The organism is Streptomyces sp. NPDC107498, assembly GCF_055582805.1.
The window spans coordinates 374,318-395,872 of the sequence record NZ_JBVJPE010000004.1; the positions used below are offsets into that span (position 1 = coordinate 374,318).

Here is a 21,555-nt window from a genome sequence, read left to right on the forward strand (position 1 = left end):
GGCGCCGCTAGCTCAGTTGGTTAGAGCAGCTGACTCTTAATCAGCGGGTCCGGGGTTCGAGTCCCTGGCGGCGCACAGACGGGGAAGGCCCCTCACTTCGGTGAGGGGCCTTCTCGCATGCCGGGGGCCTTCCGGGGCCCGCGGGACCGGTCATGCCCGGAGGTAGGTGAGGACGGCGAGGACCCGGCGGTGGGTGTCCTCGGCCGGCGGCAGGTCCAGCTTCGCCAGGATGTTGCCGATGTGCTTGCCGACGGCGGCCTCGGTCACGACCAGACGGCGGGCGATCGCCCCGTTGGAACGTCCCTCCGCGACGAGGCCCAGGACCTCGCGCTCGCGCGGGGTCAGCGCCCCCAGCGGGTCCCGGTGCCGGCGCAGCAGCTGCCGTACGACCTCCGGGTCGACGACCGTGCCGCCGGCCGCGACCCTGGTCAGGGCGTCCGCGAACTCCTCCACCTGCCCGACCCGGTCCTTCAGGAGATAGCCGACGCCGGTGCCGTCGCCCGCGTCGAGGAGGTCGGCGGCGTAGCTGCGCTGCACGTACTGGCTGAGGACCAGGACCGGCAGGGCCGGCCGCTCGGCACGGAGCGCGACCGCCGCGCGCAGGCCCTCGTCCTGGAAACCGGGCGGCATCCGGACGTCGGTCACGACGATGTCGGGCTCGTGGGCGGCGACCGCCTCGCGGAGCGCGTCGGCGTCACCGACGGCGGCGACGACCTCGTGGCCGAAGCGGGCCAGGAGTCCGATCAGTCCCTCCCGGAGGAGGACGCCGTCCTCGGCGAGGACGACGCGGAGCCTGTCGGCAGTGCGGGACACGGGATCTCCACTCTCAGGAGGGTCGGCCCGCCCGGCGGGCTCATGATCGTCAGTGTGCCATCGAGGACGGCCATCCGGTCGGCGAGTCCGGTGAGACCGGAGCCGCGGGCCGGGTCCGCGCCGCCGTGCCCGTCGTCCTCGACGTCGAGCCGCAGGGCACCGCCCGTGTGCCGGGCGGTGATCCGCGCCCGGCGGGCGCCGCTGTGCTTGCCGATGTTGGCGAGGGCCTCGCAGCCGGCGAAGTACCCGGCGCTCTCGACGCTCGCGGGCAGCCTGGGCAGCGCGTCGACGTCGGTGTCGACGGGGACGGCGGAGCGGTCGGCGGCGTCGGCGAGCGCCGGGCCGAGCCCGTAGTCGGCGAGGACCTGCGGATGGATGCCGTGGATCAGCTCGCGGAGCTCCGTCAGGACCTGTCCGGCCTCGGCGTGTGCCTTGGCCAGCTGCTCGGCGAGCGGGCCGCCGGGCGGGGCGTCGAGCCGGGCCAGGCCCAGGGTCATGGTGAGGGCGACCAGGCGCTGCTGGGCCCCGTCGTGCAGGTCGCGCTCGATGCGGCGCCGCTCGGCCTCGAAGGCGTCGACGAGTCGGGCGCGGGAGGCGATGACCTCGCCGATCGCGCCCGGCCGCCCGGTCTCGCGCGGGGTGAGCAGGGCGCGGGCGAGGGCGGCGCGGGCGCCGGCGACGGCGGCGAGGGGGTAGGCGAGGGCGACGAGGAGGACGGCGCCGAGGAGGGCGGCGGCGAGGGCCTCGGGAGGGGAGGTGACGAGGTACGCCTTGACGACCTTGGCCTCGTGGCCGTCCACGGCGAGCTGGAGGGGGGCGCCGAGGAGGGCGAGGGGCAGGCCGACGCCCACGGCGAGGACGAGGAGGTCGAGCGGCCACAGGACGGTGGCGAGCAGCAGGGCGTACGCGAGCTCCCGCCAGGTGGCCTGCTCCGCCACCCGGGTCCGGAGCCAGGCGGCCAGGCCGGGCGCGGCGGGGACGCGGTGCGGGTCGGGGACGGGGTCCAGGTCGACGAGGCGGAGCCGCAGGCGCTCGGCGCGGCCGAGGGCGAGCCCGGAGAGGAGGAGCGGCGGCAGCCCGACGAGGAACAGCGAGAACACCCCGAGCACCAGGAGCACGGCCCCGGCCGCGGCCCCGACGAGCCCTCCGGACGCGAGGTATCCGACGGCCCTCCAGGGCCATGGCCCGAGCGGGAAGCGGGGACGGGTGAGTGCCTGCCAAGGGGTACGGGGGTCCATGAACGGCCACGGTAGGCGCGGGGGCGGGGGCGGGACGAGGGGGCTGGGGGGTGTCGCGGGGGTGGGGCCGGGCCTACCCGGCGGGCGGGGTGCGGCCGTGGCGGGCGTACTCCGCGCGGAGGGCCTCCCTCGCCGACGGGGTCAGGAGCTCGTAGGAGGCCCCCGGGCCCCGTCGCCACCAGACCGGGTCCTCGCAGTGGAAGCCCGCCCGGCGCAGGGCCACCCGGTGGATCTTGTTCGTGGCCGTGAGGGGCAGCTCCCGCGTCACGCGGACGAACCGCGGCGCCATCTTCGTGCCCAGGTCCGCCTGGACGGCCAGGAAGTCGGCGAAGGCCGCCGGGTCGAAGGCCCCGCCCTCCCGCAGGGCCAGCGCCGCCATGACCTGGTCGCCCGTCACCGGGTCCGGTATCGCGTAGACCGCGACCCCCGCCGCCCGGTCCCAGCGGGCGAGGATGTGTTCGATCATCGCCGCGGCCAGGTTCTCGCCGTCGACCCGCAGGCGGTCGTCCGTACGGCCCGCGAAGTAGAGGAAGCCGTCCGCGTCCCGGTAGAAGAGGTCGCCGGTCCAGTACCAGCCGCCGCGCAGCCGGGCCGCCTCCGCCTCGGGGTTGCGCCAGTAGCCCTCGAAGGGCGAGCGGCCCCGGTTGACGAGCTCGCCGACCGCCTCGGCGGCGTTGAGGAGCCGGCCCGTGGGCGAGAAGCGGGCCGGGGCGCACTCCTCGCCGGTGTCGGCGGCGACGACCGCCAGGTCGTCGCCCGGTGCCGCCCGGCCGATCGCGCCCGTCGGCGTGTCCGGGGTCCGCTGGATCGCCGCGCCGCCCTCGGAGGAGCCGTACCCCTCCACGAGCGGGACCCCGAAGCGTTCCCGGAAGCGGGCCGCGTCCGCCGCCCCCGCCTCCGTGCCGAAGCCGAGCCGCAGCGGGTGCGCGCGGTCGTCGGGGCCGGGCGGGGTGGCGAGGAGGTACTGCACGGCCCGGCCCACGTAGGTGAAGTACGTGGCGCCGAAGCGGCGCACGTCGGGAAGGAAGCGGGAGGCCGAGAAGCGGGCCCGCAGCGCCACCCCGGCCCCGGCGGCGAGCGCGGGCGCCCAGTCGGCGATCACGGCGTTGCCGTGGAACATCGGCATGCAGACGTAGTGGACGTCGTCCCGGCCGACCCCGAAGTGGGAGACGAGGGAGGCGCCGGCGGCGGCCAGGCGCCCCTGGCTGCACAGGGCCGCCTTCGGCGCGCCCGTCGAACCGGAGGTGAAGGAGAGCAGGAAGCGGCTGTCGGGACGCACGGGGCCGAGGGCGGCGTCGCCCGGCCGGGCGTCCCCGTAGGGGGCGAGGAGTTCCCGGTAGGCCTCGGTGTCCGTGACCAGGATCCGCAGGCCCGGCAGCGCGAGCCCGTCGAGGAGCGGCAGGTGGGCGCGCTGGGTGACGAGGATCCGGCACTCGGTGTGGAGGATGTCCCGGGCGAGTTCGGGACCGCGCCGGGTGGGGTTGATTCCGGCGACGGCGGCCCCCGCGAGGGCCGCCGCGCCGAGCCAGAGCGGGTACTCCGGCGTGTTGTCGAGCAGGATGCCGAGGTGTGGCTCACCCCCCGGCACGGCGGTGATCAGGTCCACGAGCAGTGCGGCCCGCGCGGCGGCGCCCGCGGCGACCTGGTGGTGGGTGAGGGTGTGGTGCTCGTCCCTCAGACCGGTCCGGTGGTCGCCCCACTGGCGCCGTACGAGCTCCGCGACGGTGTCCGCGCTCCTCATGGGCCGGACCATAACTGACGGCTCGTCAGAACTGAACCGTCGGAACCGAACCGTCGGAACCGACCTGTCGGAACCGGCCCGTCAGAACGTGACGTCCGAGCAGGCGTAGAAGGCGTTCGCGGTGTCCGCGATCGTCCACACCGCCAGGATCAGGTGCCGGCCCGTCTTGCCCGCCGGGATCGTCCCGGAGTGCGAGAGCGTCGCCGGCGGCTGCTGGTTGTTGTAGGGGACGGTCAGGAACGGCTGGGGGTCGAGCGCGGCCCGCGTCAGCTTCTGCGTCGGGTCCCAGCCGTTCCTGGTGATGTAGTACTTGAAGTCGGTGGTGCGGTGACGGGCCGTGAACTGCCAGCGGAAGCCGTAGCTCTGCCCCGCCGTGAGCCGGGTGGCGGGCCAGGCTCCGCCCCGCGGGTCGTCGAGCTGTGCGAACTGCGAGAGCCCGGCGGAGCAGATCTTCCCGTCGGCGGGACCGGCGGCGGGAAAGCCCTTCGGCCCCTCGACCGACTGCGGCTCCCACTGGATGGGGCCGCAGTTCGTCACGGTGCCGTTGGCGCAGAGCTTCTGACGGCTGATCGGCGAGTCGGTGTAGCCGTGGCTGCCGGCGGTGCCGGTGCCCAGGAGGGTGACGCCGGCGACGCCGAGCGCCACCACCGCCGCCCCGACTGACTTTTTGCGCATGCTGTCGCTCCAGGAGAACGTGGGGGAGTTCCGGTGGGCCGTGCGCGCGCGTACGGGTACTGCTTCACTCGTACTTTGGTCTGGACCAAGTACCAAGGTATGGACGGACGTCGGCCGTGTCCATCCCCCTCACGCCCCCTCGACCGGCCCCGTCCTGCCCGTGCAGAACGCCACCGTCAGGTCCTTGACCAGCGCCTTGCGCTCGTAGTCGTCCAGCTCCACCAGACCACGACTGGTCAGCCGGTGGACCACGTCGTCCACCGCGTCCACCACCGAGGTCAACACGCTGTCCCGGTGCTTCGCGTCGATCGCCGCGATCCGGCGCCGGCGCATCGCCGCCGCCACCTCCGGCGCGTACTCGATGCGCGTCGGCTGCGCCGAGAACACGTCCACGCCGACCGGCGCGCACTCCGCCGACAGCATCCGCGTCAGGGCCTCGCCGACCGCCTCCGCGTCCCGCAGCGTCGGGGCGTCCTCGTGGAACGCGTCCGCCGGAAGCTGCGACAGCACCCGGGCCATCGCCGCCTCCACCTGCTCCCGCAGGTAGTCCTCGTGCCCGTCGACCCCGAGCACCGCCCGGACCGTGTCCCGCACCCGCCACACCACCAGGACGGTCACGTCGAGCGCGGTGCCCTTCGCGTCCACCGCCGACAGCGGCTCGCTGCGCCAGTGCCGCAGCCGGACGTCCACCCGACGGCGGAGCAGCAGCGGACTGACCCACACCAGGCCCGTGCGGCGGACCGTGCCGCGGTAGTCGCCGAACAGGGACAGCACCCAGGCGTAACCGACCCGGCCCCGGCCGAGACCTCCCAGCGAGAACAGCGCGAGCACCACGCCCAGGGCCAGGAGGGCCCACTGGCCGAGGGGGATGCCGTGGTACGGACGCGTCGGCAGCCGCAGCATCCGCGCCGCCTCGGCGGGCACCGCCCCGACCCACCACACGATCCCCGCGCACCAGGCGATCGCCAGCGCCCCGGCGACCACTCCGACCCACCCGGGCAGCACCTGGGCGGGACGCTCCACGAGCGCGGGATCGGCGGTGGGCACGGGGCGCGGGGCGGCGGCCTTCGACCTCGGCCGGGGTTCCGGCCCGCCCTCGGGGAGCGGACGGGCCGGGGCGCGGAACCGCGGCTGCTTCGTGGAGTCCGGCCCGGTCCGGGGCGCGGGGTCCGGTTTGGCCGGCGTCGCCTGGACCTTCGACGGGGCCGGGATGGCGGGCTTGCGGCCCACCGCCGGCGGGGTCGGCACGACCATGGAGATCGTGTCGGGCCCGTTGTCGCCGTCCGCCGCGAGGGGGGCGGCGGTCCCCGGCTCGTCCCGGAAGAGCAGGTGCACCGGGATGGAGCCGGCGGTCTCGGCCCCGATCACGTTCTTCCGCCGCGCCACCCGCACCACGGCGGCGACGGGCACCGCGACGGTACCGATCCGCGCCCCGCTGATCCGCCGGAAGTCGAGCGCGTCGGGGGCGGGGGCAAGGGTGAGGGCGGGGAGGAGGGCAGGGGCGGGGGCCGGGGCGGGGGGCTTGTCGCCGCTTTCGTCGGCGGTCTTCTCGGCGGGGCGGTCGGGAGCCGGGGCGACGGGAGCCGGGGCGACGGGAGCCGGGGCGACGGGAGCCGGGGGCGCCGCCGACGCGCCGGGAACGGAGCCGCTCGCGACGGCGGGCATCTCGCCGGAGGCGGGCCCGGCCGGGACCGACGCCTCCGGGACGCACGCGGGTTCGGTCGCCGCCGAGACCTCCGGGACGGGCACGGGCCCAGACCCGGCGGGGATCACCGCCCCCGAGCCGGGCGCGGAGTCCGCCGGAACCGCTGTCTTCGACGCCGTGCCGGACACCGGCCCCGCCGCAGCGGGTCCCGTCGCGTCGGGCGCGGGCCCGGCCGGGGGCAGCCCCGGCGCACCCGTCGGGGTCACCGGGGTCACCGGGGTCACCGGGGTCACCGGGGTCACCGGGGTCACCGGTGCCGCACCGGACGCGGGCCCCGTCGCGGCGGGTTCCGCCGGCGTCTCCCCCTCCCCGACCGGCGTCGACCCTGCCGGGGACCCCGGTGCCGTGCCCGACTCCGGGTCCGGCCCCTTGCCCGACTCCGGGTCCGGCCCCTTGCCCGACTCCGGGTCCGGCCCCTTGCCCGACTCCGGGTCCGGCCCCTTGCCCGACTCCGGGTCCGGCGCCGTGCCCGACTCCGGGTCCGGCGCCGTGCCCGGCTCACGGTCGGGCTCCGTACCCTGCCCCCGGTCCGGTTTCGGGGTGGGCAGGGGGCGGTCCTGGACCGGTGGGGAGGTGCGCGGGAGGGTGCCGTCCGTCAGGCGTCTGGCCGTGCGGGCCGCGTCACGCGAGGCCGCCGCGCCGGAGTCCGCGGGGTTCGGGGTCGATGCCGTCATTCGGGGTCCACCTCATGCTCTCGGGTTCATCGGAACAAACGCCGCCAGGTCTCCGGGCCCGGGTAGCCGTCGGCCGCTCCGCCGCGCCAGCCCTGTGCCCGCTGGAACGCCTCGACGTTGCGGCGGTCCGCCTCCGTCCAGCGCGGACCGGGTCCCGACAGGTAGTGCTTGCCGAAGCCCCGCTTCACCAGTTGTTTGCCCAGCTTCTCCACATATGCGTTGGATTGGCCCGGACGGAAGGAGCCACGCCCGGGAAACCCCGTCGCATGCGCGCTCGGACCGCCCGAACCACTCGAACCGCCGATGTCCCTGCCTCCGCCGGAGACGAGGAGCCGCCAGGTGTGAGGCCCCGGCAGCCCGTCCGCCTCCGCGCCCTTCCAGCCCTGCGCGAGCTGGAACGCCTGGGTCGCCCTGCGGTCCGCCCCTCCCCACTTCGGGCCGGGGCCCTGGCGGTAGAACCTCCTGCCGCCGCGCTCGACGAGGAGCTGCCCGAGCCGGGTGACGTACGCGTTGTTCGTGCCCGGACCGAACCTCCCCGCTCCCGGGAACGGCGTCGCCTGCGTCGGTTCCGCCCCGCCGCCCGTGCTGCCGCTGACCACGCCCTTGTAGCGGTAGGGCACGTACCGGTCGGAGTTCTCCCAGTACGCCAGGGGCGTCGCCTGCTTCCGCGTGCGCGGCTTCGTCTGCTCGTAGGCGACGTAGGAGGTGTGGGTGTAGTCGGTCCAGCCGCCGAAGATCGTGACGTGCGAGCCGCGGGTCGGGTCGGCCGGGTTGTGGAAGAGCAGGATGTCGCCGGGCTGGAGCTCGGTGCGGTCGATCCGCTCGGCGAAGCGGTCGAGGCTGCCGGTCCACTCGTTGCTGCGCAGGTTCCAGGCCATGGAGATGTAGCCGGAGCAGTCCTGGCGGTACCCGTCCGACCAGTACTTCTCCATGGAGTACGGGACTTGTGCGGAGACCCACGTCTTGGCCCGGTTGATGATCTCCGCGCGGGTCGTCTTCCGCAGCGACTCCGTCGAGATCTGACTGGTCGTCGGGACGGAGATCGGGGTCGGGTCCGCGCCGGGCCCCGGCGCGCCGTGCAGCGGCCCCCGCCCGCCCTGCGGGGTGTCGTGCCCCGGCCAGGGGGTGTCGGCGGAGCCGGCGGAACCCGTCGAGCCGAGGGAGCGGGCGGCGGCCCGCTCCCTCAGGACCGCCGGGCCCGCCTCCGTCGAGCCCGTCTCCGCCGAAGCCACTTCCGCCGGGCCCGCCTCGGTCGGGGCCGTTTCCGCCCGGCCCGTTCTCGCGGGGGCGCCCGGCGCGTCCGCCGGGGCGAGTGGGCCGGGGGGGCCGGGCGGACCGGTGAGGGCCGTCGCCGCTCCGGTCCCGCCCCCGCCCAGCACCACGCCCGCCGCCGTCACCAGGACCAGCGCGCGGCGGGCGCCGTGTGCCGCCGGGTGTCCGCCCGCCCGGACGGGCAGGCCCAGGGCGAGGTCACGCCGCTGCCGGGCACAGCCCGGGCAGCCGCAGTCGGTCGCGGGTTCGAACTCCACGAAGACCGGCACGCTCATGCGATTCCCCTCCACACTCGTCAAGATCTTTCTGACCCTCGTTTCGGGCGTCAGTGTCTCAACTGTCTGGACAAATCGCATTTTGACGGATCGAAGGCCTGATACGACCATCCGACAGGCCGGAGACGGTCGGTATTGGTCAGGAGCACGTCTTCACGTCAGGTAGAGTTCTCTCTGTCAGCAGGCGCCGCTAGCTCAGTTGGTTAGAGCAGCTGACTCTTAATCAGCGGGTCCGGGGTTCGAGTCCCTGGCGGCGCACGCAGAGTCGAGGCCCCCTCACCGATGGTGAGGGGGCCTCGGTCTTTCTCGGGGCGCTGCGGAAGGGGCGGTGCGGGAGGGCGGCCCTCAGGTGGCCGCCCCCGTCAGGTACGCCGAGACCACCACGTTCGCCGTGTACGCCCCCGTCGCCCGGTCGAAGGTTCCGCCGCAGGTGATCAGGCGCAGCTCGGCGCGGCGGGGGTCGCGGGCGCCGTAGGCCCTGGCCGGGTCGAAGTCCTCGCGCGGGAGGACCCGGACGTCGTCGACGGTGAACTCGGCGACCGATCCGTCCGTCCGGGTGACGCGGACCTTCGCGCCGGGGCGGGCCGCGCTCAGGCCGTAGAAGACGGCCGGGCGGGTCTCGGTGTCGACGTGGCCGACGAGGAGGGCCGCGCCGGCCGCGCCCGGCCGGGTGCCGGAGCCGTACCAGCCGACCGTGTGGGGCATCTCGAAGGGCGGCGGGTCGACGGCTCCCGTGTCGTCCAGGCCGCGCGCCACGACGGGCGCGCTGATGCCCAGGGAGGGGACCTCCACCCGCCGGGGTTCGAGGGGCGGGAGCGGGTCGCGGGCCGGGGGCAGCTCGACGTCGGGGGGACGGCCGACCGCGGCGATGTCGCCGGTGGTCGGCGCGGAGCCGCCGGGGCCCTCGGTGGCGTCGCGGCCCCAGAGCCAGAGCCCGGACAACAGGACCGCCCAGGCCAGGCCGGTGACGAAGCGCCCGGCGCCCGCCGGGCGGGTGCCGGACGACACGGTCACTCGCGGTCGTCGCCGGTGCCGCGGCGGGAGCTGCGGAAGGCGACCGCGACGGCGGCGATCGCGGCCATGCCGAGGCCGAGCAGGGTGTACGGGGTGCCGAGGCCGTTCTCGGAGGTCGTCTGGGCGACGCCGGGGGCCACGGGTGCGGCGAAGGCGGCGGTGCCTCCCCCGCCGGCGCGGACGGGGGCGATCGGGGTCGCGTGGTGCGTCGGCTGCCGGGTCGGCTCGTGGGTGGGCTCCTGGTGGTGCCGGACCCGCACGGTGCCGGCGTCCCGGTGCTGGTGCCCGTCGCAGGTCACGCCGATCCTGTACGTGCCCTCCGCGAGGCCGGACCGGATCGTGGTGTCGCCGAACAGCGGGCCGCCCCCGCCGTCCCGGCCGGTGAGTTCCGCGTCGGCGACGAACGCCGGGGACGTGGCGGCGCCGGTCGTGCCCTTGCAGCCCTGGACGCGGACGTCGACGTCGGCGCCGGGCGAGGCGGTGGACGGGGTGACGGTGGCCTTCACCCCGTCGTGGGCGTACGCGCCGCCGGCCGCGGGTGCCAGGACGAGCACCAGGGCCGCCCCTGCGGCACGGAGAGCAGTGGAACCTGAACGCATCGTGACCTCCTGATACTGGCAGGGTCACCCGGATCGGCGCTTCTCGCATCCGCAGGGACGTCCTCGGGAGCCCCTTACACGCGGTCGACCAGGTCCGCGATCGACTTCACGATCTTCGAGGGGCGGAACGGGAAGCGGTCGATCTCCGTCTGCGTCGTCAGGCCGGTCAGGACCAGGAAGGTCTGCATGCCCGCCTCCAGGCCGGCCAGGATGTCGGTGTCCATCCGGTCGCCGATCATCGCGCTGGACTCGGAGTGGGCGCCGATCGCGTTGAGGCCGGTGCGCATCATGAGCGGGTTCGGCTTGCCCGCGAAGTACGGCTCCTTGCCGGTGGCCTTCGTGATGAGGGCGGCGACGGAGCCGGTGGCCGGGAGCGGGCCCTCCAGGGAGGGGCCGGTCTCGTCGGGGTTGGTGCAGATGAAGCGGGCGCCCGCGTTGATGAGGCGCACGGCCTTGGTCATCGCCTCGAAGGAGTACGTGCGGGTCTCGCCGAGCACCACGTAGTCCGGGTCGTGGTCGGTGAGGACGTAGCCGATGTCGTGCAGCGCGGTGGTGAGGCCGGCCTCGCCGATGACGTACGCGGTGCCGCCGGGGCGCTGGTCGTCGAGGAACTTGGCGGTGGCGAGGGCCGAGGTCCAGATGTTCTCGACGGGGACTTCGAGTCCCATGCGGGCGAGGCGGGCGTGGAGGTCGCGGGCCGTGTAGATCGAGTTGTTGGTGAGGACCAGGAACGGCTTCCCGGTCTCCCGCAGCTTCTTGATGAACGCGTCGGCGCCGGGGATCGGCACGCCCTCGTGGATGAGGACGCCGTCCATGTCGGTCAGCCAGGATTCGATCGGCTTGCGCTCTGCCATGGGTGCGGGACTCCTGCCGTACGGATGCACGCACGGGACGTGCGGTGTGCTGGGGGCGCCGCGACAGCGCTGTGGCGACGCCCCCCAGCGTAATCAGGATGTGCTGATCCTGACCCCGTCGACCGTCCAGTACCAGTTGTTGGATCCGGTGTACCGGAAGCGGAAGCTCACGCTGGAGGCGCCGGCGGGGACGGCGACCGTGAGGGACTGGGGCTGGGAGACGACGTCGGCGGTGTAGCTCTTGACGAGCGTGGGGGTGCCGCCGTTGAAGCTCGCGAGGATCCGGGCGCTCTGGCTGCCCTCCTGGCGGTAGAAGGTGGTGAAGTCGAGCCGTACGGAGGTCGCACCGGAGACGGTGTACGCCGGGGTGACCAGGGTCGAGTCGTACGTGCCGGAGAAGGACTTGTCGGCCCACTCGTCGGAGTCGGCGACGGCGAAGACGCCGCGGGCGCGGACGTTGAGCTCGCGGGACTGGTCGCGCTGGGCGCGGGACCAGAACTCGTCGGTGGCGAAGGACCAGCCGCGCCACTCGGTCGTGCCGCCGGTGCCCATGGCGTTGTTGATGACGGACCAGCCGCTGGGCGCGGTGTGGGTGAAGCCGAGGATCCCGGCGGGGATGCCGGTCTCGTCGACGCGGCCGGAGAGGGACGGGTAGAGGGTGTCGAAGGGGTCGGTGGAGCGCTGCTGGATCGGCTTGCCGTCGAGGCCCCAGGCCGGGTCGGGGACGATGCCGAGCTGCTGGAAGACGGTGGCGGCGACGTCGACGAGACGGGTGTCGATGGGGCGGGCGCCGGCGGCGATGCCGGGGCCCTGGGCGAGGACGAAGGTGCGGCGCTCCTCGATGCTGGAGCCGCCGTGGCCGCCGGCGTCGGTGTGGCCGTGGTCGGTGGCGACGATGACGGTCCAGCGCTCGTCGGCGTACGTGGGGCGGGCCCGGACCGCGGCGAGGAGCCGGCCGAGGTAGCCGTCCTGGACGTCGATGGCGTCGGTGTACTCGGGGCTGGCGGCGCCGTGGGTGTGGCCGATCTCGTCGGTCTCGCCGAAGTAGACGAAGAGGACGTCGGGGTTCTGGTTGCGGAGGACGTCCTCGGTGATCTCGGTGATCGTGAGGTCGTTGACCGCGTAGTCGTTGTCGTAGACGAGCTTGGCGTCGGCGCCGGGGGTGACCGTGCCGTACGTGTCGAGCTCGGGCCAGTCGACGGCGGCGAAGAGCGAGAGCCCGGGGCGGACCTGGTTCAGGCGGGCGAGGAAGCCGGGGTACCGGCCGTAGTCGCGGCCGGTGAAGGTGTTGTCCTTCACGCCGTGCTTGTCGGGCCAGACGCCGGTGGAGATCGTGGACCAGCCGGGGCCGGAGGAGGTGGCGGCCATCGGGTCGGCGTAGAGCAGGGAGCGGCCGTAGGTGCCGTTCGCCATCAGGGACTTGAGGGTGGGGGCCTGGGCGGCGTCGATCCGGTCGTACCGCAGTCCGTCCATGCCGACGACGAGCACCTTGTCCCGGCTGGTGCCGTTCGGGAGCGTCGGGGCGACGGTGGCGGCCCGGGCGGTGGGGGCGGCGGCGAGTCCGGTGGCGGCGACGGCCGCGGTGGCACCGGCGGCGGCGAGCACGGTGCGGCGGGAGAGCGGGGCGGAGATGCCGGTGATCGGCATGTCGGAGTCCTCCGTCAGAGGGGCGGTGAGGGCACGAACACGCGCCAACGCCCCCGATTCCTCGGGGGCGTTGGTCCGTACCCGTTATCTTTCCGCTACATGCGGAGACTTTCCAGGGTCGTACGGTGAACTCTTAGCTTCCGGTCGCGGACTTCCACGCGTCGACGTACGCGGTGAGGTTCTTGTCGATGTCGGCCCAGTCCGGTTCGAAGACCTCGACGCCCTCCATCAGCTCGGCCAGTGCGAGGGCGTTGGCGTCGGTGCCCTTGACGTCCTTGCGGGCCGGGAAGCCGCCGCCGATCGCGCTGACCTCGCGCTGGGCGCCCTCGCTGAGCATGAAGTCGAGGAGCTTCTTGCCGTTCTCGGTGTGCGGGGCCTTGTTCACCAGGCCGGCGGCGTACGGCAGGGCGAAGGTGGTGGGCTTGCCGCCGTCCTTGGCCGGGAACCAGATGCCGAGGTTCGGCATGGACTTGGCCTGGGCGAAGTTCATCTGGACGTCGCCGTTGGCGACGAGGAGTTCGCCCTTGTCCACCTTCGGGGCGAGCTTGGAGGTGGAGGAGGACGGACCGACGTTGTTGGCCTGGAGCCTCTTCAGGTACTCCATCGCCGGCTCCTTGCCGCCGAAGTCGTGCATCGCCTTGACGAGGACGGCGGTGCCGTCGCCCGCGACGCCGGGCGTGGAGTACTGCAGCCTGTCCTTGTACTTCGCGTCGAGCAGCTCCTCCCAGCTCTTCGGGGGCGCGGGGAGCTCCTTCTCGTTGTGGACGAAGCCGAAGTAGTTGTTGACGACGGAGGTCCAGCTGCCGTCGCCGGACTTGTCGCCGCCGTCGACCTGGTCGGCGCCCTTCGGCTCGTACGACTGGAGCAGTCCCTTGGAGCCGGCCTGCTGGATGAAGGGCGGCAGGGTGACGAGGACGTCGGCCTGGGTGTTGCTCTTCTCCCGGAGGGTGCGCTGCACCATCTCGCCGGAGCCGCCCTCGACGTACTTCACCTTGATGCCGGTCTGCTTCTCGAAGTCGGCGAAGACCTTGTCGTACCAGCCGTCGCCCGCCTCGCCCTTGAGGCCGTCGGCGCTGTAGACGGTGACGACCTTCTCGTCGGAGGCGGCGGAGGAGGAGCCGTCGCAGGCGGTGAGGCCGGCGGCGAGGACGAGGGCGCCGGTGACGGCGGCGACCGGCTTGGCGTGCTTGAGCATGACGTTGTTCTCTCCTAGCGGTACGAGGCTTTGGTGCGGATGCGGGAGACTGCGAGCAGGACGAGGAGCGTCGCGGTCATGAGGACCACGGCGAGCGCCGAGCCGGTGAACAGGGAGCCGCGGTCCGTGGCGGTGAAGATGAGCACCGGCAGCGGCGTCCAGTCCGGCGGGTAGAGCATCATCGTGGCGCTCAGCTCCCCCATGGACAGGGCGAAGCAGAGCCCGGCGGCCGCGGTCAGGGACGGCAGCAGGAGCGGGAGCTTCACCCGGAGGAGTACGTACGAGGGGCGGGCGCCGAGACTGGCCGCCGCCTGCTCGTACATCGGGTCCAGGCGCCGGAGGGCGGCCGAGACCGACTGGTGGGCGAAGGCCGTGACGAGGACGGTGTGCGCGAGGATCACGATCCAGCGGGTGCCGTTGAGGAGCATCGGCGGCTGCGAGAAGGCGACGAGGACGGCGAGGCCGACGGCCACGGACGGCACGGCGACCGGCAGCACGAACAGGGCGTCGAGGACCCTCTTGCCCTTCTTCCCCAGGGCGGCCGCGGCGAGCGCGGCCCAGGTGCCGACGGTCAGTGCGACCGCGCTCGCGGTGACGGCCGTGACCAGGCTGGTGGTGAGCGCCTGGAGCGACTCCCCGCGCACGGCCGCCGTGTGGTGGGCGGTGGTGGGTCCGGAGGGGAAGGCGCCGGACCAGTGAGTGGAGAACGAGGCGGCGAGGATGACGAGGAGCGGCAGGGCGAAGAGCGGGACGAACAGGACGGCGAACAGGGCCCGGGCCGTCCACCGGCCCGTACGGCTATGCACCAGCACGGCGGCTCACCCCCCGGTAGAGGACGTACAGGCCGACCGACAGGGCGACGTTGACGACGGCGACGACGCAGGCGGCGGCGTAGTCGGATTCGAGGATCGCCTTGGAGTGGACGAGCATCGGGAGGGTCGTGACGCCCTTGGCGCCGGTGAAGAGGACGATCCCGAACTCGTTGAGGCACATGACGAGGACGAGGCTGCCGCCGGCGGCGAGCGCGGGCAGCGCCTCGGGAAGGATCACCTGCCGGACGATCCGCAGCGGCCGGGCGCCGAGCGAGGACGCCGCCTCCAGCTGGGCGGTCTCCATCTGCGAGAAGGCGGCCAGGAGCGGGCGCATCACGAACGGCGTGAAGTACGTGATCTCGGCGAGGAGGACGCCCCACGGGGTGGTGAGGAACCGGAAGGGACCGGCCGGGTCCCCGGTGACGTCCGTCCAGATCCCGTTGGCCATGCCGACCGTGCCGTAGAGGAACAGCAGGGCGAGCGTGATCAGGAAGGACGGGAAGGAGAGGAAGACGTCGATGAACTTCGACACCGCCTTCCCGCCGGGGAAGGGCACGAACGCGATCACGAGCGCGAGGACGAACCCGAGGACCAGGCAGCCGACGGTGGAGGCGACGGCCAGCCACACGGTGGTGACGAGCGCGTCGCGGAAGGACGCGGAGGCGAAGACCTCGGCGTACGCCCCGGGGGCGAAGGACTCCTGGACGACGAGGACGAGCGGGTAGAGGAAGACGACGGCGAGGACGGCGACGGGGGGCAGGGCCCAGAGCGCCGTCGTGGACGTGCGTTCCGCGCGGGCGGAACGGGTGGGCACGGCCCCCGGTGCCGGGCGCCGTTCGACGGGACCGGCACCGTCAGCCATCGCTCACCCCCGCCGCCAGCAGCACCGCGTCCTCGGGCGCGAAGTGCACCGTCACCTCGGTTCCCAGCGGAGGCGTCTCCCGCAGCTCCCGCACGTCCGCCTTCACCCGGTGCCCGCCGACCTCCACGTACAGCCGGTGCGTGGACCCGCGCCACTGGACCTCGGCGATCCGCCCGCTCAGGGCGTTCGGCCCGGGGCCGAGGCCCACGAGGTGGGGCCGGACGCAGAGGGTGGCGGTGGCGCCGGGGACGGCCTCGGAGACGGGGACGTCGAGGGTGACGCCCTCGAAGGCGGCCCCCTTCTCCCCCACCGTCACCGGCAGCAGGTTCGCGTTGCCGACGAACGAGGCCGTGAACTCCGTGCGGGGGCGTCGGTACAGGTCCTGCGGAGTGCCGCAGTCCCGGAGCCTGGCCCTGTCCATGACGGCGATCCGGTCGGCGAGGGTCAGCGCCTCGACCTGGTCGTGGGTGACGTACAGGATCGACACGTCGGGGAGTTCGCGGTGGAGCCGGGCCAGCTCGGCCAGCATCCCGGAGCGCAGCTGGGCGTCGAGCGCGGAGAGCGGCTCGTCGAGGAGGAGCACGTCGGGGCGGACGGCGAGGGCGCGGGCGATGGCGACGCGCTGCTGCTGGCCGCCGGAGAGCTCGCGGGGGTAGCGCTGGGCGTAGGCCGCCATCCCGGTCGTCTCCAGGGCGTCGGCGACCCGCCCCGGGATGTCGCCCTTGGGCACCTTCCGGGCCTTCAGGCCGAAGGCGACGTTGGCCTCCACCCTGAGGTGGGGGAAGAGGGCGTACTGCTGGACGACCATGCCGATGCCCCGCTCGTACGGCGGGAGCGCCGTGACGTCGCGGTCGCCGATGAACACCCGCCCGGAGGCCGGCCGGACGAAGCCGGCGACGGCCCGCAGCGCGGTCGTCTTGCCGGAGCCGGAGGGCCCGAGGAGGGCCATGACCTCGCCGGGTTCGACGGTCAGGTCGAGGGAGTCGAGGACGGTGTTGCTGCCGTACGTGACGGTGACGCCGTCGAAGCGGATGCCGCTGGTCATGCCTCGTGCTCCGCCATCAGGGACGGGAGTTCCGCGACCGAGGAGAGGACGTGCGTGGCGCCGTGCTCCTTGAGCGCGGTCTCGTCGTGCGCGCCCGTGAGGACGCCGGCGACGATCCCGGCACCGGAGCGGACGCCGCTGAGCATGTCGTACGAGGTGTCGCCGGCGACCGCGATCTGTCGGACGTCGTCGACGGCGCCGGTGCGGAGGAGGGCGGCGAGGACCATGTCCGGGTAGGGGCGCCCCCGGCCGCCGGCGTCCGCCGGGCAGAGGGTCAGCTCGACGAGGTCCCGCCAGCCGAGGGCGTCGAGGATGGCGTCCTGGGTGACGCGGGCGAAGCCGGTGGTGAGGACGACCGTCCGGCCCTGCTCCTTCAGCCGGGCGATCGCGTCGGCCGCGCCGGGGACGGGGGCGACGAGGCCGTCGGCGACCAGCTCTCCGTACGCCGTCTCGAAGGCGTGGTTGGCCTCCCGGGCGCGGGTCTCGTCGCCGCCGAGGAGGTGGCGGAAGACGGAGATCTTGGACTCGCCCATGGTGGCGCGGACGTGGTCGATCATCGTGGCCGGGTCTTCGCCGAGGCGTTCGGCGGCGGCCGTGAAGGCCTGTTCGACGAGGCCGCCGTCGGCGACGGTCGTGCCGGCCATGTCCAGGACGACGAGGTTCTGCTTGTTCACGGTGTTCACCAGCCCAGTTCGTTCGCGGTCGTCTCGGCGACGGCGGGCGAGCAGGTCATGCCGCGTCCGCCGGGTCCGGTCACCAGCCACACGCCGTCGCGGACCCGCTGGCGGTGCACGACCCGGCTGGTGTCGACGCACTGCGCGTACACCCCGGCCCAGCGGCGCCGGATCTTCGGCAGCGGGCGGCCGAGGAAGGACTCGACGACGCGGGTGAGGTGCTCGTAGGGGTCTTCGAGGGTGTCGAAGGCGAAGGGGTGTTCGTACTCGTGGGTGTCGCCGATGGTCAGTCCGCCGTCGAGCCGCTGCACCATGAGCAGCTGCATCCTGTGGGCGGCGGCGGTCGGGTCCTGCGCCTGGCCCTCGTCGAGGGCGTCGAGGGCGGGGGAGGCGTAGGCCGGGTAGTAGCGGAAGGAGTCGGCGTCGGCGACGGAGGTGGTGAGCGGTTCGCCGAGGGGGTCGGTCTGCATCATCTGGAGCCGGACGCGGCGGACCGGGACCTCGCCGGCGACCTCGCGGACGAGGCCGGAGAGCCAGGCGCCGGTGCACAGGACGACGGCGTCGCCGGTGTGGGTCTCGCCCCGGTCGTCGCGGACGGCGTTCTCTCCGACGACGTCCCGGACCTCGCGGTTCGGCAGGAAGGTGTAGCGGCCGGTGGCGAGGAGGGCGTCGCGGAGGGCGAGCTGGGCGGGGCGCGGTTCGACGGCCGCGTCCCGCTCGCACCACAGGGCGGCCTCGAACGCCCCGCGCAGAGCCGGGTTGACCGCGCGCGCCTCGTCGGCGGTCAGCAGCTTGTAGCCGCGGGCGGCGGCGTCGGGGCGGGCCACGGCGGCCTCGGCGACGGCGCGTTCGAGCTCGTTGCGCACGGGGGTGAGGGAGCCGATGGCCCGGAAGCCGAGGCCGGGGACGCGGGCGCCGATGCCCTCCCACAGTTCGCGGGCGCGCAGGGCGGTGTCGAGCTCCTCGCCGCCGGCCCGTCCGCTCACCCAGATCTGGCCGAAGTTGCGGAGGGAGGCCCCGCGCGCCTCGGCCTCGCGCTCGATGTGTACGACCTCGTGGCCGCGTTCCACTGCGTGCCAGGCGTGCATGGTTCCCACCACGCCGGCTCCTACGACGATCACCTTCATGACGTCGACGGTCGCGGGGGCGGGTGGACCGGACGGATCCGGTGGGCGACGGGACGGTGAACGGACCGACAAGCTTGGACCAGACCCGTTACCGTCCCGTTATCTCCCGTGCGCTCAGCCCTGTCGGCCCAGGTGGGCGGTGAAGCTGAACCGGTCCCCCCGGTAGAGCGTGCGGACGCGCTCCAGGGGGCGCCCCGAGGTGTCCCGGGAGACGCGGTGGAGCAGCAGCATCGGCAGCGCCGGCGGCGTGCCGACGAGCAGGGCCTCGCGCGGGGTCGCGAGGACGGTCTCGATGCGCTCGTCGGCGTCGCCGAAGGAGATGCCGAGCCGGTCGTGGAGGTAGGCGTAGAAGGAGGAGTCCGGGTCGAACTCGGTGTCCAGCCGGGGAGCGCGGGCCTCGGAGACGTACGTGCTCTCCAGGCCGACCCGCTCGTCGTCGGCGAGCAGCACGCGCTCCATGTGCCAGACGGGCTCGCCCCGTTCGGCGCCGACCTCGGGGGCGAGCGCCTCCGGGCAGGGGAAGCGTTCGAGCGAGATCAGGCTGCGGCCGGGACGGCGGCCCTGCCGGCGCACGCCCTCCGTGTAGCTGGCGAGCGAGAGGGGCTGCTCCAGCTTGGGGCCGGCGACGACCGTGCCCCGGCCCTGGCGGCGCAGCCGTCCTTCGAGGAGCAGTTCGCGCAGCGCCTGTCGGACGGTCTCGCGGGACACCTCGTACCGCACGGCGAGATCGCGCTCGGTGGGCAGCGGCCCGCCCTCCCCCAACTCGTCGACCATCAGGGCGATCTTGGCCTTGACGGCGTAGTACTTGGGGACGCGGCCGTGCTCGGGGATGCCGGAGCGGACGGGGGCGCCGGGGCTGGTCTGGTAGTTCATCCGGGGATGGTCGCAGACCGGGATGAACGGGAAGGTGTACGGAGCATGGCTCAGCGGTGCCGGGAGCGGCGGGCGACCCGCACCAGCAGCGCGCCGAGCAGGAGGAGGCCCGCGGCGAGCGGGACGAGAACGTGCGCGTACCCCTCCGACTCCCCTCCCGTACCGGCCAGTTCGCGGTCCGGCAGCACGTCGGCGGGTTTCTCCGGGCTCCGGGTGGCGGAGGCGGTCGGGGTCGGCGGACGGCTCTTCCCGGTGGGCGGCGCCGAGGGACGGGGCGCGCGGCTCGTGTCAGGTGCGGGGGTCGCGGCGGGCGCGGTGGACGCGGTGGGCGCGGTGGGCGCGGTGGGCGCGGTGGGCGCGGTGGGCGCGGTGGGGATGCCGGGCGCGGCGGGGCCCACGGTCAGCCGGTAGTCGCCGGACTCGCCGACCCAGTCTCCGTCGTCGCCCTGGCGCTGCACGACCGCCGCGTTCACGACGACCTCGTCGGGCGCCGTCTCCGCCTCGAACGCCAGGCGTACGGGGACGGTGAGCGTCCGGCCCGCCGGTACCGCGAAGCCGCCGAAGCCGGTGAACGCGCCCACGTTCTCCGCGTCCTCGGTCGACTCGAAGACCACCTGGCGCCAGCGCGCCGACCCGGCGTCGTAGAACTCGAACCGGATCTGCTCCGGGCGCAGGACCCGGTCGCGGTCGGTGAGGACGAGCACCGGGTGCACGCCCGAGCAGGGGGCGTCGGTGGTGTTGGTGAGGTCGAGCTTCCAGCTCCGGAACGGCCCGCCCGCCGAATAGTCGTCCGGCCCCCCGTGGATCCGGGTGTCCAGCGGGAAGTCGCCGTCGTCGGGGGTGCCGCAGGCGGGGGCGGGCGGGTCGGGCGCGGGGGCGGCGAGGGCCGGGGCGGCGATCACGAGGGGCGCGGCCGTGGCGGCGACCACGGCCACGGCGACGCGGACGCCGCGCGGACGCAGGGGGTCAGGGGTCATGGGACGGGCGCCTTTGCTGCTGGGTCCTGGAGGGCATGGGAACGGCGGCGACGCTGCCACGCGGGAGGGATCGGGCGAAGCGGCGTCGCCGGGGGAGCCCCCCGTTGGGACGGACACATCCGCCCGATCGGCCTACTTTCCGATGATCGGAAGATCGGGTGCTTCGGCCGCTTCCCGACGATCGGAGGACCCGAGGGCTTCGGCTACCTCCCGACGATCCGAAGACCCGGGACTTCGGCGGCTTCCCGACGATCCGAAGACCCGGGACTTCGGCGGCTTCCCGACGATCCGAAGACCCGGGACTTCGGCTGCTTCCCGACGATCCGAAGACCCGGGACTTCGGCTACTTCCCGAACACCGGCGCCAGCGTCAGCCACGCCGCTCCCTCCGCCACGGCGTCCCGCCCGGTCGCGAGGCCCACCGGGGCCGTCAGGCCGAGGCCGGCCAGCACCTCCCGGACCCCCGCCGCGAAGACCTCGGGCGCGGCCAGCACCACCCGGCCGCCCAGGAGGACCTGGTCGATGTCGAGGAGCCGGACGAGGTTGGCCGCGCCCACGCCCAGGATCCGCGCGGCCTCGGCGAGTTCGCCGCGCGCGACGGCCGCCAGGCACAGGACCTCCAGACAGCCGCGCCCGCCGCAGCCGCACGGCGGGCCGTCGAGCCGGACGGTCTGGTGGCCGAGCTCGCCCGCCCCGGTCCTGTCCCCGCGCAGCGGCGCGCCGCCGAGGACGAGGCCGGCACCGAGGCCCGTACCGAGGTGGACGTAGGCGAAGGAGCCGGGGGCGGCGGGGCGCAGGGCGAGGCCGAGGGCGGCGGCGTTGGTGTCCTTGTCGAGGACGACGGGCAGCCCGAGGCGGGCTGCCAGCTCGTCCCGTACGGGACGGCCCGCCCACTCGGGAAAGCCGGTCACCCGGCCGGGCACCCCGGCGCGATGGTCCAGCGGCCCGGGCATGGCGACCCCGACACCGAGGACCCGCCCGGGGCGGGGCTCGGGGTCCGGCCCCCGCTCGTCCGCCGGGACCGTGGCGAGCAGCGCCCGCACCTCCTCCGTCACCGCGTCCAGGACCGGGCCCGGGCCCGCACCCAGGTCCGCGGGGCGGCGGCGCAGGGCGACGGCCGCGCCCGCGAGGTCGGTCAGGAGCACCGTCAGCTCGTCGCGGTCGAGGTGCACGCCGACGGCGTACGCGGCGGAGGGCTCCAGGCGCAGGACCGTGCGGGGCTTGCCGCCGGTCGAGGCGCGGTGGCCGGCCTCCGCGGCGAGGCCCTCGGCCCGGAGCCGTGCGGTGATCTTGCTGACGGCCTGCGGGGTGAGCCCGGTCCGCTCCGCCAGCTCCAGGCGGCTGATCCCGCCCTCCCCCGCCGTGCGCAGCAGATCGAGCACGAGCGCGGCGTTGTGGCTGCGCAGGGCCGGCACGTTGACTCCCACCAGGTCTTTCCTCACTCCCCCATTGTGGCGGTCGCTTGCACTTCGGCAACAGCGTTG

General features: G+C 74.2%; 19 protein-coding genes and 2 tRNA genes. 2 read left to right on the forward strand and 19 right to left on the reverse strand.

The genetic code is table 11. The annotated features are described in order from the left end of the window. Nucleotide 1: 1 nt before the first annotated feature. Nucleotides 2-75 (forward strand) — tRNA-Lys (locus ACZ66Z_RS09940). A 75-nt stretch (nt 76-150) separates the two neighbouring features. Here ACZ66Z_RS09940 and ACZ66Z_RS09945 read toward each other — a convergent pair. The 6 genes from ACZ66Z_RS09945 to ACZ66Z_RS09970 form a co-directional block, all read right to left on the reverse strand. Continuing rightward, complete coding sequence (locus ACZ66Z_RS09945) at nt 151-813, reverse strand: response regulator (protein ID WP_469933478.1); 663 nt, start codon at nt 811-813, stop codon at nt 151-153. Next, nucleotides 744-2,051: a sensor histidine kinase gene (locus ACZ66Z_RS09950; protein ID WP_469933479.1), complete on the reverse strand. Its 1,308-nt coding sequence runs from the start codon at nt 2,049-2,051 to the stop codon at nt 744-746. Before ACZ66Z_RS09950 ends, ACZ66Z_RS09945 begins: the two co-directional genes overlap by 70 nt. A gap of 73 nt (nt 2,052-2,124) precedes the next feature. After that, nucleotides 2,125-3,792: an AMP-binding protein gene (locus ACZ66Z_RS09955; RefSeq protein ID WP_469933480.1), complete on the reverse strand. Its 1,668-nt coding sequence runs from the start codon at nt 3,790-3,792 to the stop codon at nt 2,125-2,127. 81 nt (nt 3,793-3,873) lie between these two features. Further along, nucleotides 3,874-4,467, reverse strand: a complete 594-nt coding sequence (locus ACZ66Z_RS09960; RefSeq protein WP_469933481.1) for a lytic polysaccharide monooxygenase auxiliary activity family 9 protein — start codon at nt 4,465-4,467, stop codon at nt 3,874-3,876. 129 nt (nt 4,468-4,596) lie between these two features. Then, nucleotides 4,597-6,846: an SPFH domain-containing protein gene (locus tag ACZ66Z_RS09965; RefSeq protein ID WP_469933482.1), complete on the reverse strand. Its 2,250-nt coding sequence runs from the start codon at nt 6,844-6,846 to the stop codon at nt 4,597-4,599. 26 nt (nt 6,847-6,872) lie between these two features. After that, nucleotides 6,873-8,393 (reverse strand): peptidoglycan-binding protein, encoded by a 1,521-nt coding sequence (locus ACZ66Z_RS09970; RefSeq protein WP_469933483.1) that lies wholly within the window; start codon nt 8,391-8,393, stop codon nt 6,873-6,875. Between the two features lie 184 nt (nt 8,394-8,577). Here ACZ66Z_RS09970 and ACZ66Z_RS09975 point away from each other — a divergent pair. Beyond that, nucleotides 8,578-8,651 (forward strand) — tRNA-Lys (locus ACZ66Z_RS09975). An 87-nt stretch (nt 8,652-8,738) separates the two neighbouring features. On the opposite strand, the gene ACZ66Z_RS09980 is transcribed toward ACZ66Z_RS09975, so the two are convergent. The 13 genes from ACZ66Z_RS09980 to ACZ66Z_RS10040 form a co-directional block, all read right to left on the reverse strand. Further along, complete coding sequence (locus tag ACZ66Z_RS09980) at nt 8,739-9,401, reverse strand: class F sortase (protein WP_469933564.1); 663 nt, start codon at nt 9,399-9,401, stop codon at nt 8,739-8,741. 2 nt (nt 9,402-9,403) lie between these two features. Beyond that, nucleotides 9,404-10,006, reverse strand: a complete 603-nt coding sequence (locus tag ACZ66Z_RS09985) for a hypothetical protein (RefSeq protein WP_469933484.1) — start codon at nt 10,004-10,006, stop codon at nt 9,404-9,406. A gap of 74 nt (nt 10,007-10,080) precedes the next feature. After that, a complete protein-coding gene (locus ACZ66Z_RS09990) occupies nt 10,081-10,860 on the reverse strand; it encodes an HAD-IIA family hydrolase (protein ID WP_469933485.1) in 780 nt (259 codons plus the stop codon). A 93-nt stretch (nt 10,861-10,953) separates the two neighbouring features. Next, on the reverse strand, nt 10,954-12,507 hold the full coding sequence (locus ACZ66Z_RS09995; protein ID WP_469933565.1) for an alkaline phosphatase family protein: 1,554 nt from the start codon (nt 12,505-12,507) through the stop codon (nt 10,954-10,956). Nucleotides 12,508-12,640: 133 nt separating this feature from the next. After that, complete coding sequence (locus ACZ66Z_RS10000; RefSeq protein WP_469933486.1) at nt 12,641-13,702, reverse strand: 2-aminoethylphosphonate ABC transporter substrate-binding protein; 1,062 nt, start codon at nt 13,700-13,702, stop codon at nt 12,641-12,643. A gap of 14 nt (nt 13,703-13,716) precedes the next feature. Beyond that, nucleotides 13,717-14,514: an ABC transporter permease gene (locus ACZ66Z_RS10005; RefSeq protein ID WP_469933487.1), complete on the reverse strand. Its 798-nt coding sequence runs from the start codon at nt 14,512-14,514 to the stop codon at nt 13,717-13,719. Beyond that, a complete protein-coding gene (locus ACZ66Z_RS10010; protein WP_469933488.1) occupies nt 14,501-15,376 on the reverse strand; it encodes a 2-aminoethylphosphonate ABC transporter permease subunit in 876 nt (291 codons plus the stop codon). Before ACZ66Z_RS10010 ends, ACZ66Z_RS10005 begins: the two co-directional genes overlap by 14 nt. Beyond that, a complete protein-coding gene (locus ACZ66Z_RS10015; protein WP_469933489.1) occupies nt 15,369-16,421 on the reverse strand; it encodes an ABC transporter ATP-binding protein in 1,053 nt (350 codons plus the stop codon). Before ACZ66Z_RS10015 ends, ACZ66Z_RS10010 begins: the two co-directional genes overlap by 8 nt. Further along, on the reverse strand, nt 16,418-17,104 hold the full coding sequence (locus ACZ66Z_RS10020) for a phosphonatase-like hydrolase (protein ID WP_469933490.1): 687 nt from the start codon (nt 17,102-17,104) through the stop codon (nt 16,418-16,420). Before ACZ66Z_RS10020 ends, ACZ66Z_RS10015 begins: the two co-directional genes overlap by 4 nt. Next, on the reverse strand, nt 17,101-18,222 hold the full coding sequence (locus ACZ66Z_RS10025; RefSeq protein ID WP_469933491.1) for a TIGR03364 family FAD-dependent oxidoreductase: 1,122 nt from the start codon (nt 18,220-18,222) through the stop codon (nt 17,101-17,103). The genes ACZ66Z_RS10020 and ACZ66Z_RS10025 overlap by 4 nt, the downstream gene beginning before the upstream one ends. 114 nt (nt 18,223-18,336) lie before the next feature. Beyond that, complete coding sequence (locus ACZ66Z_RS10030; RefSeq protein WP_469933492.1) at nt 18,337-19,095, reverse strand: GntR family transcriptional regulator; 759 nt, start codon at nt 19,093-19,095, stop codon at nt 18,337-18,339. A gap of 50 nt (nt 19,096-19,145) precedes the next feature. Further along, a complete protein-coding gene (locus ACZ66Z_RS10035; RefSeq protein ID WP_469933493.1) occupies nt 19,146-20,072 on the reverse strand; it encodes a hypothetical protein in 927 nt (308 codons plus the stop codon). A 343-nt stretch (nt 20,073-20,415) separates the two neighbouring features. Beyond that, the gene (locus ACZ66Z_RS10040; protein ID WP_469933566.1) at nt 20,416-21,501 is read right to left on the reverse strand and encodes an ROK family transcriptional regulator; all 1,086 of its coding nucleotides are present in this window, start codon (nt 21,499-21,501) and stop codon (nt 20,416-20,418) included. Nucleotides 21,502-21,555 lie beyond the last annotated feature (54 nt).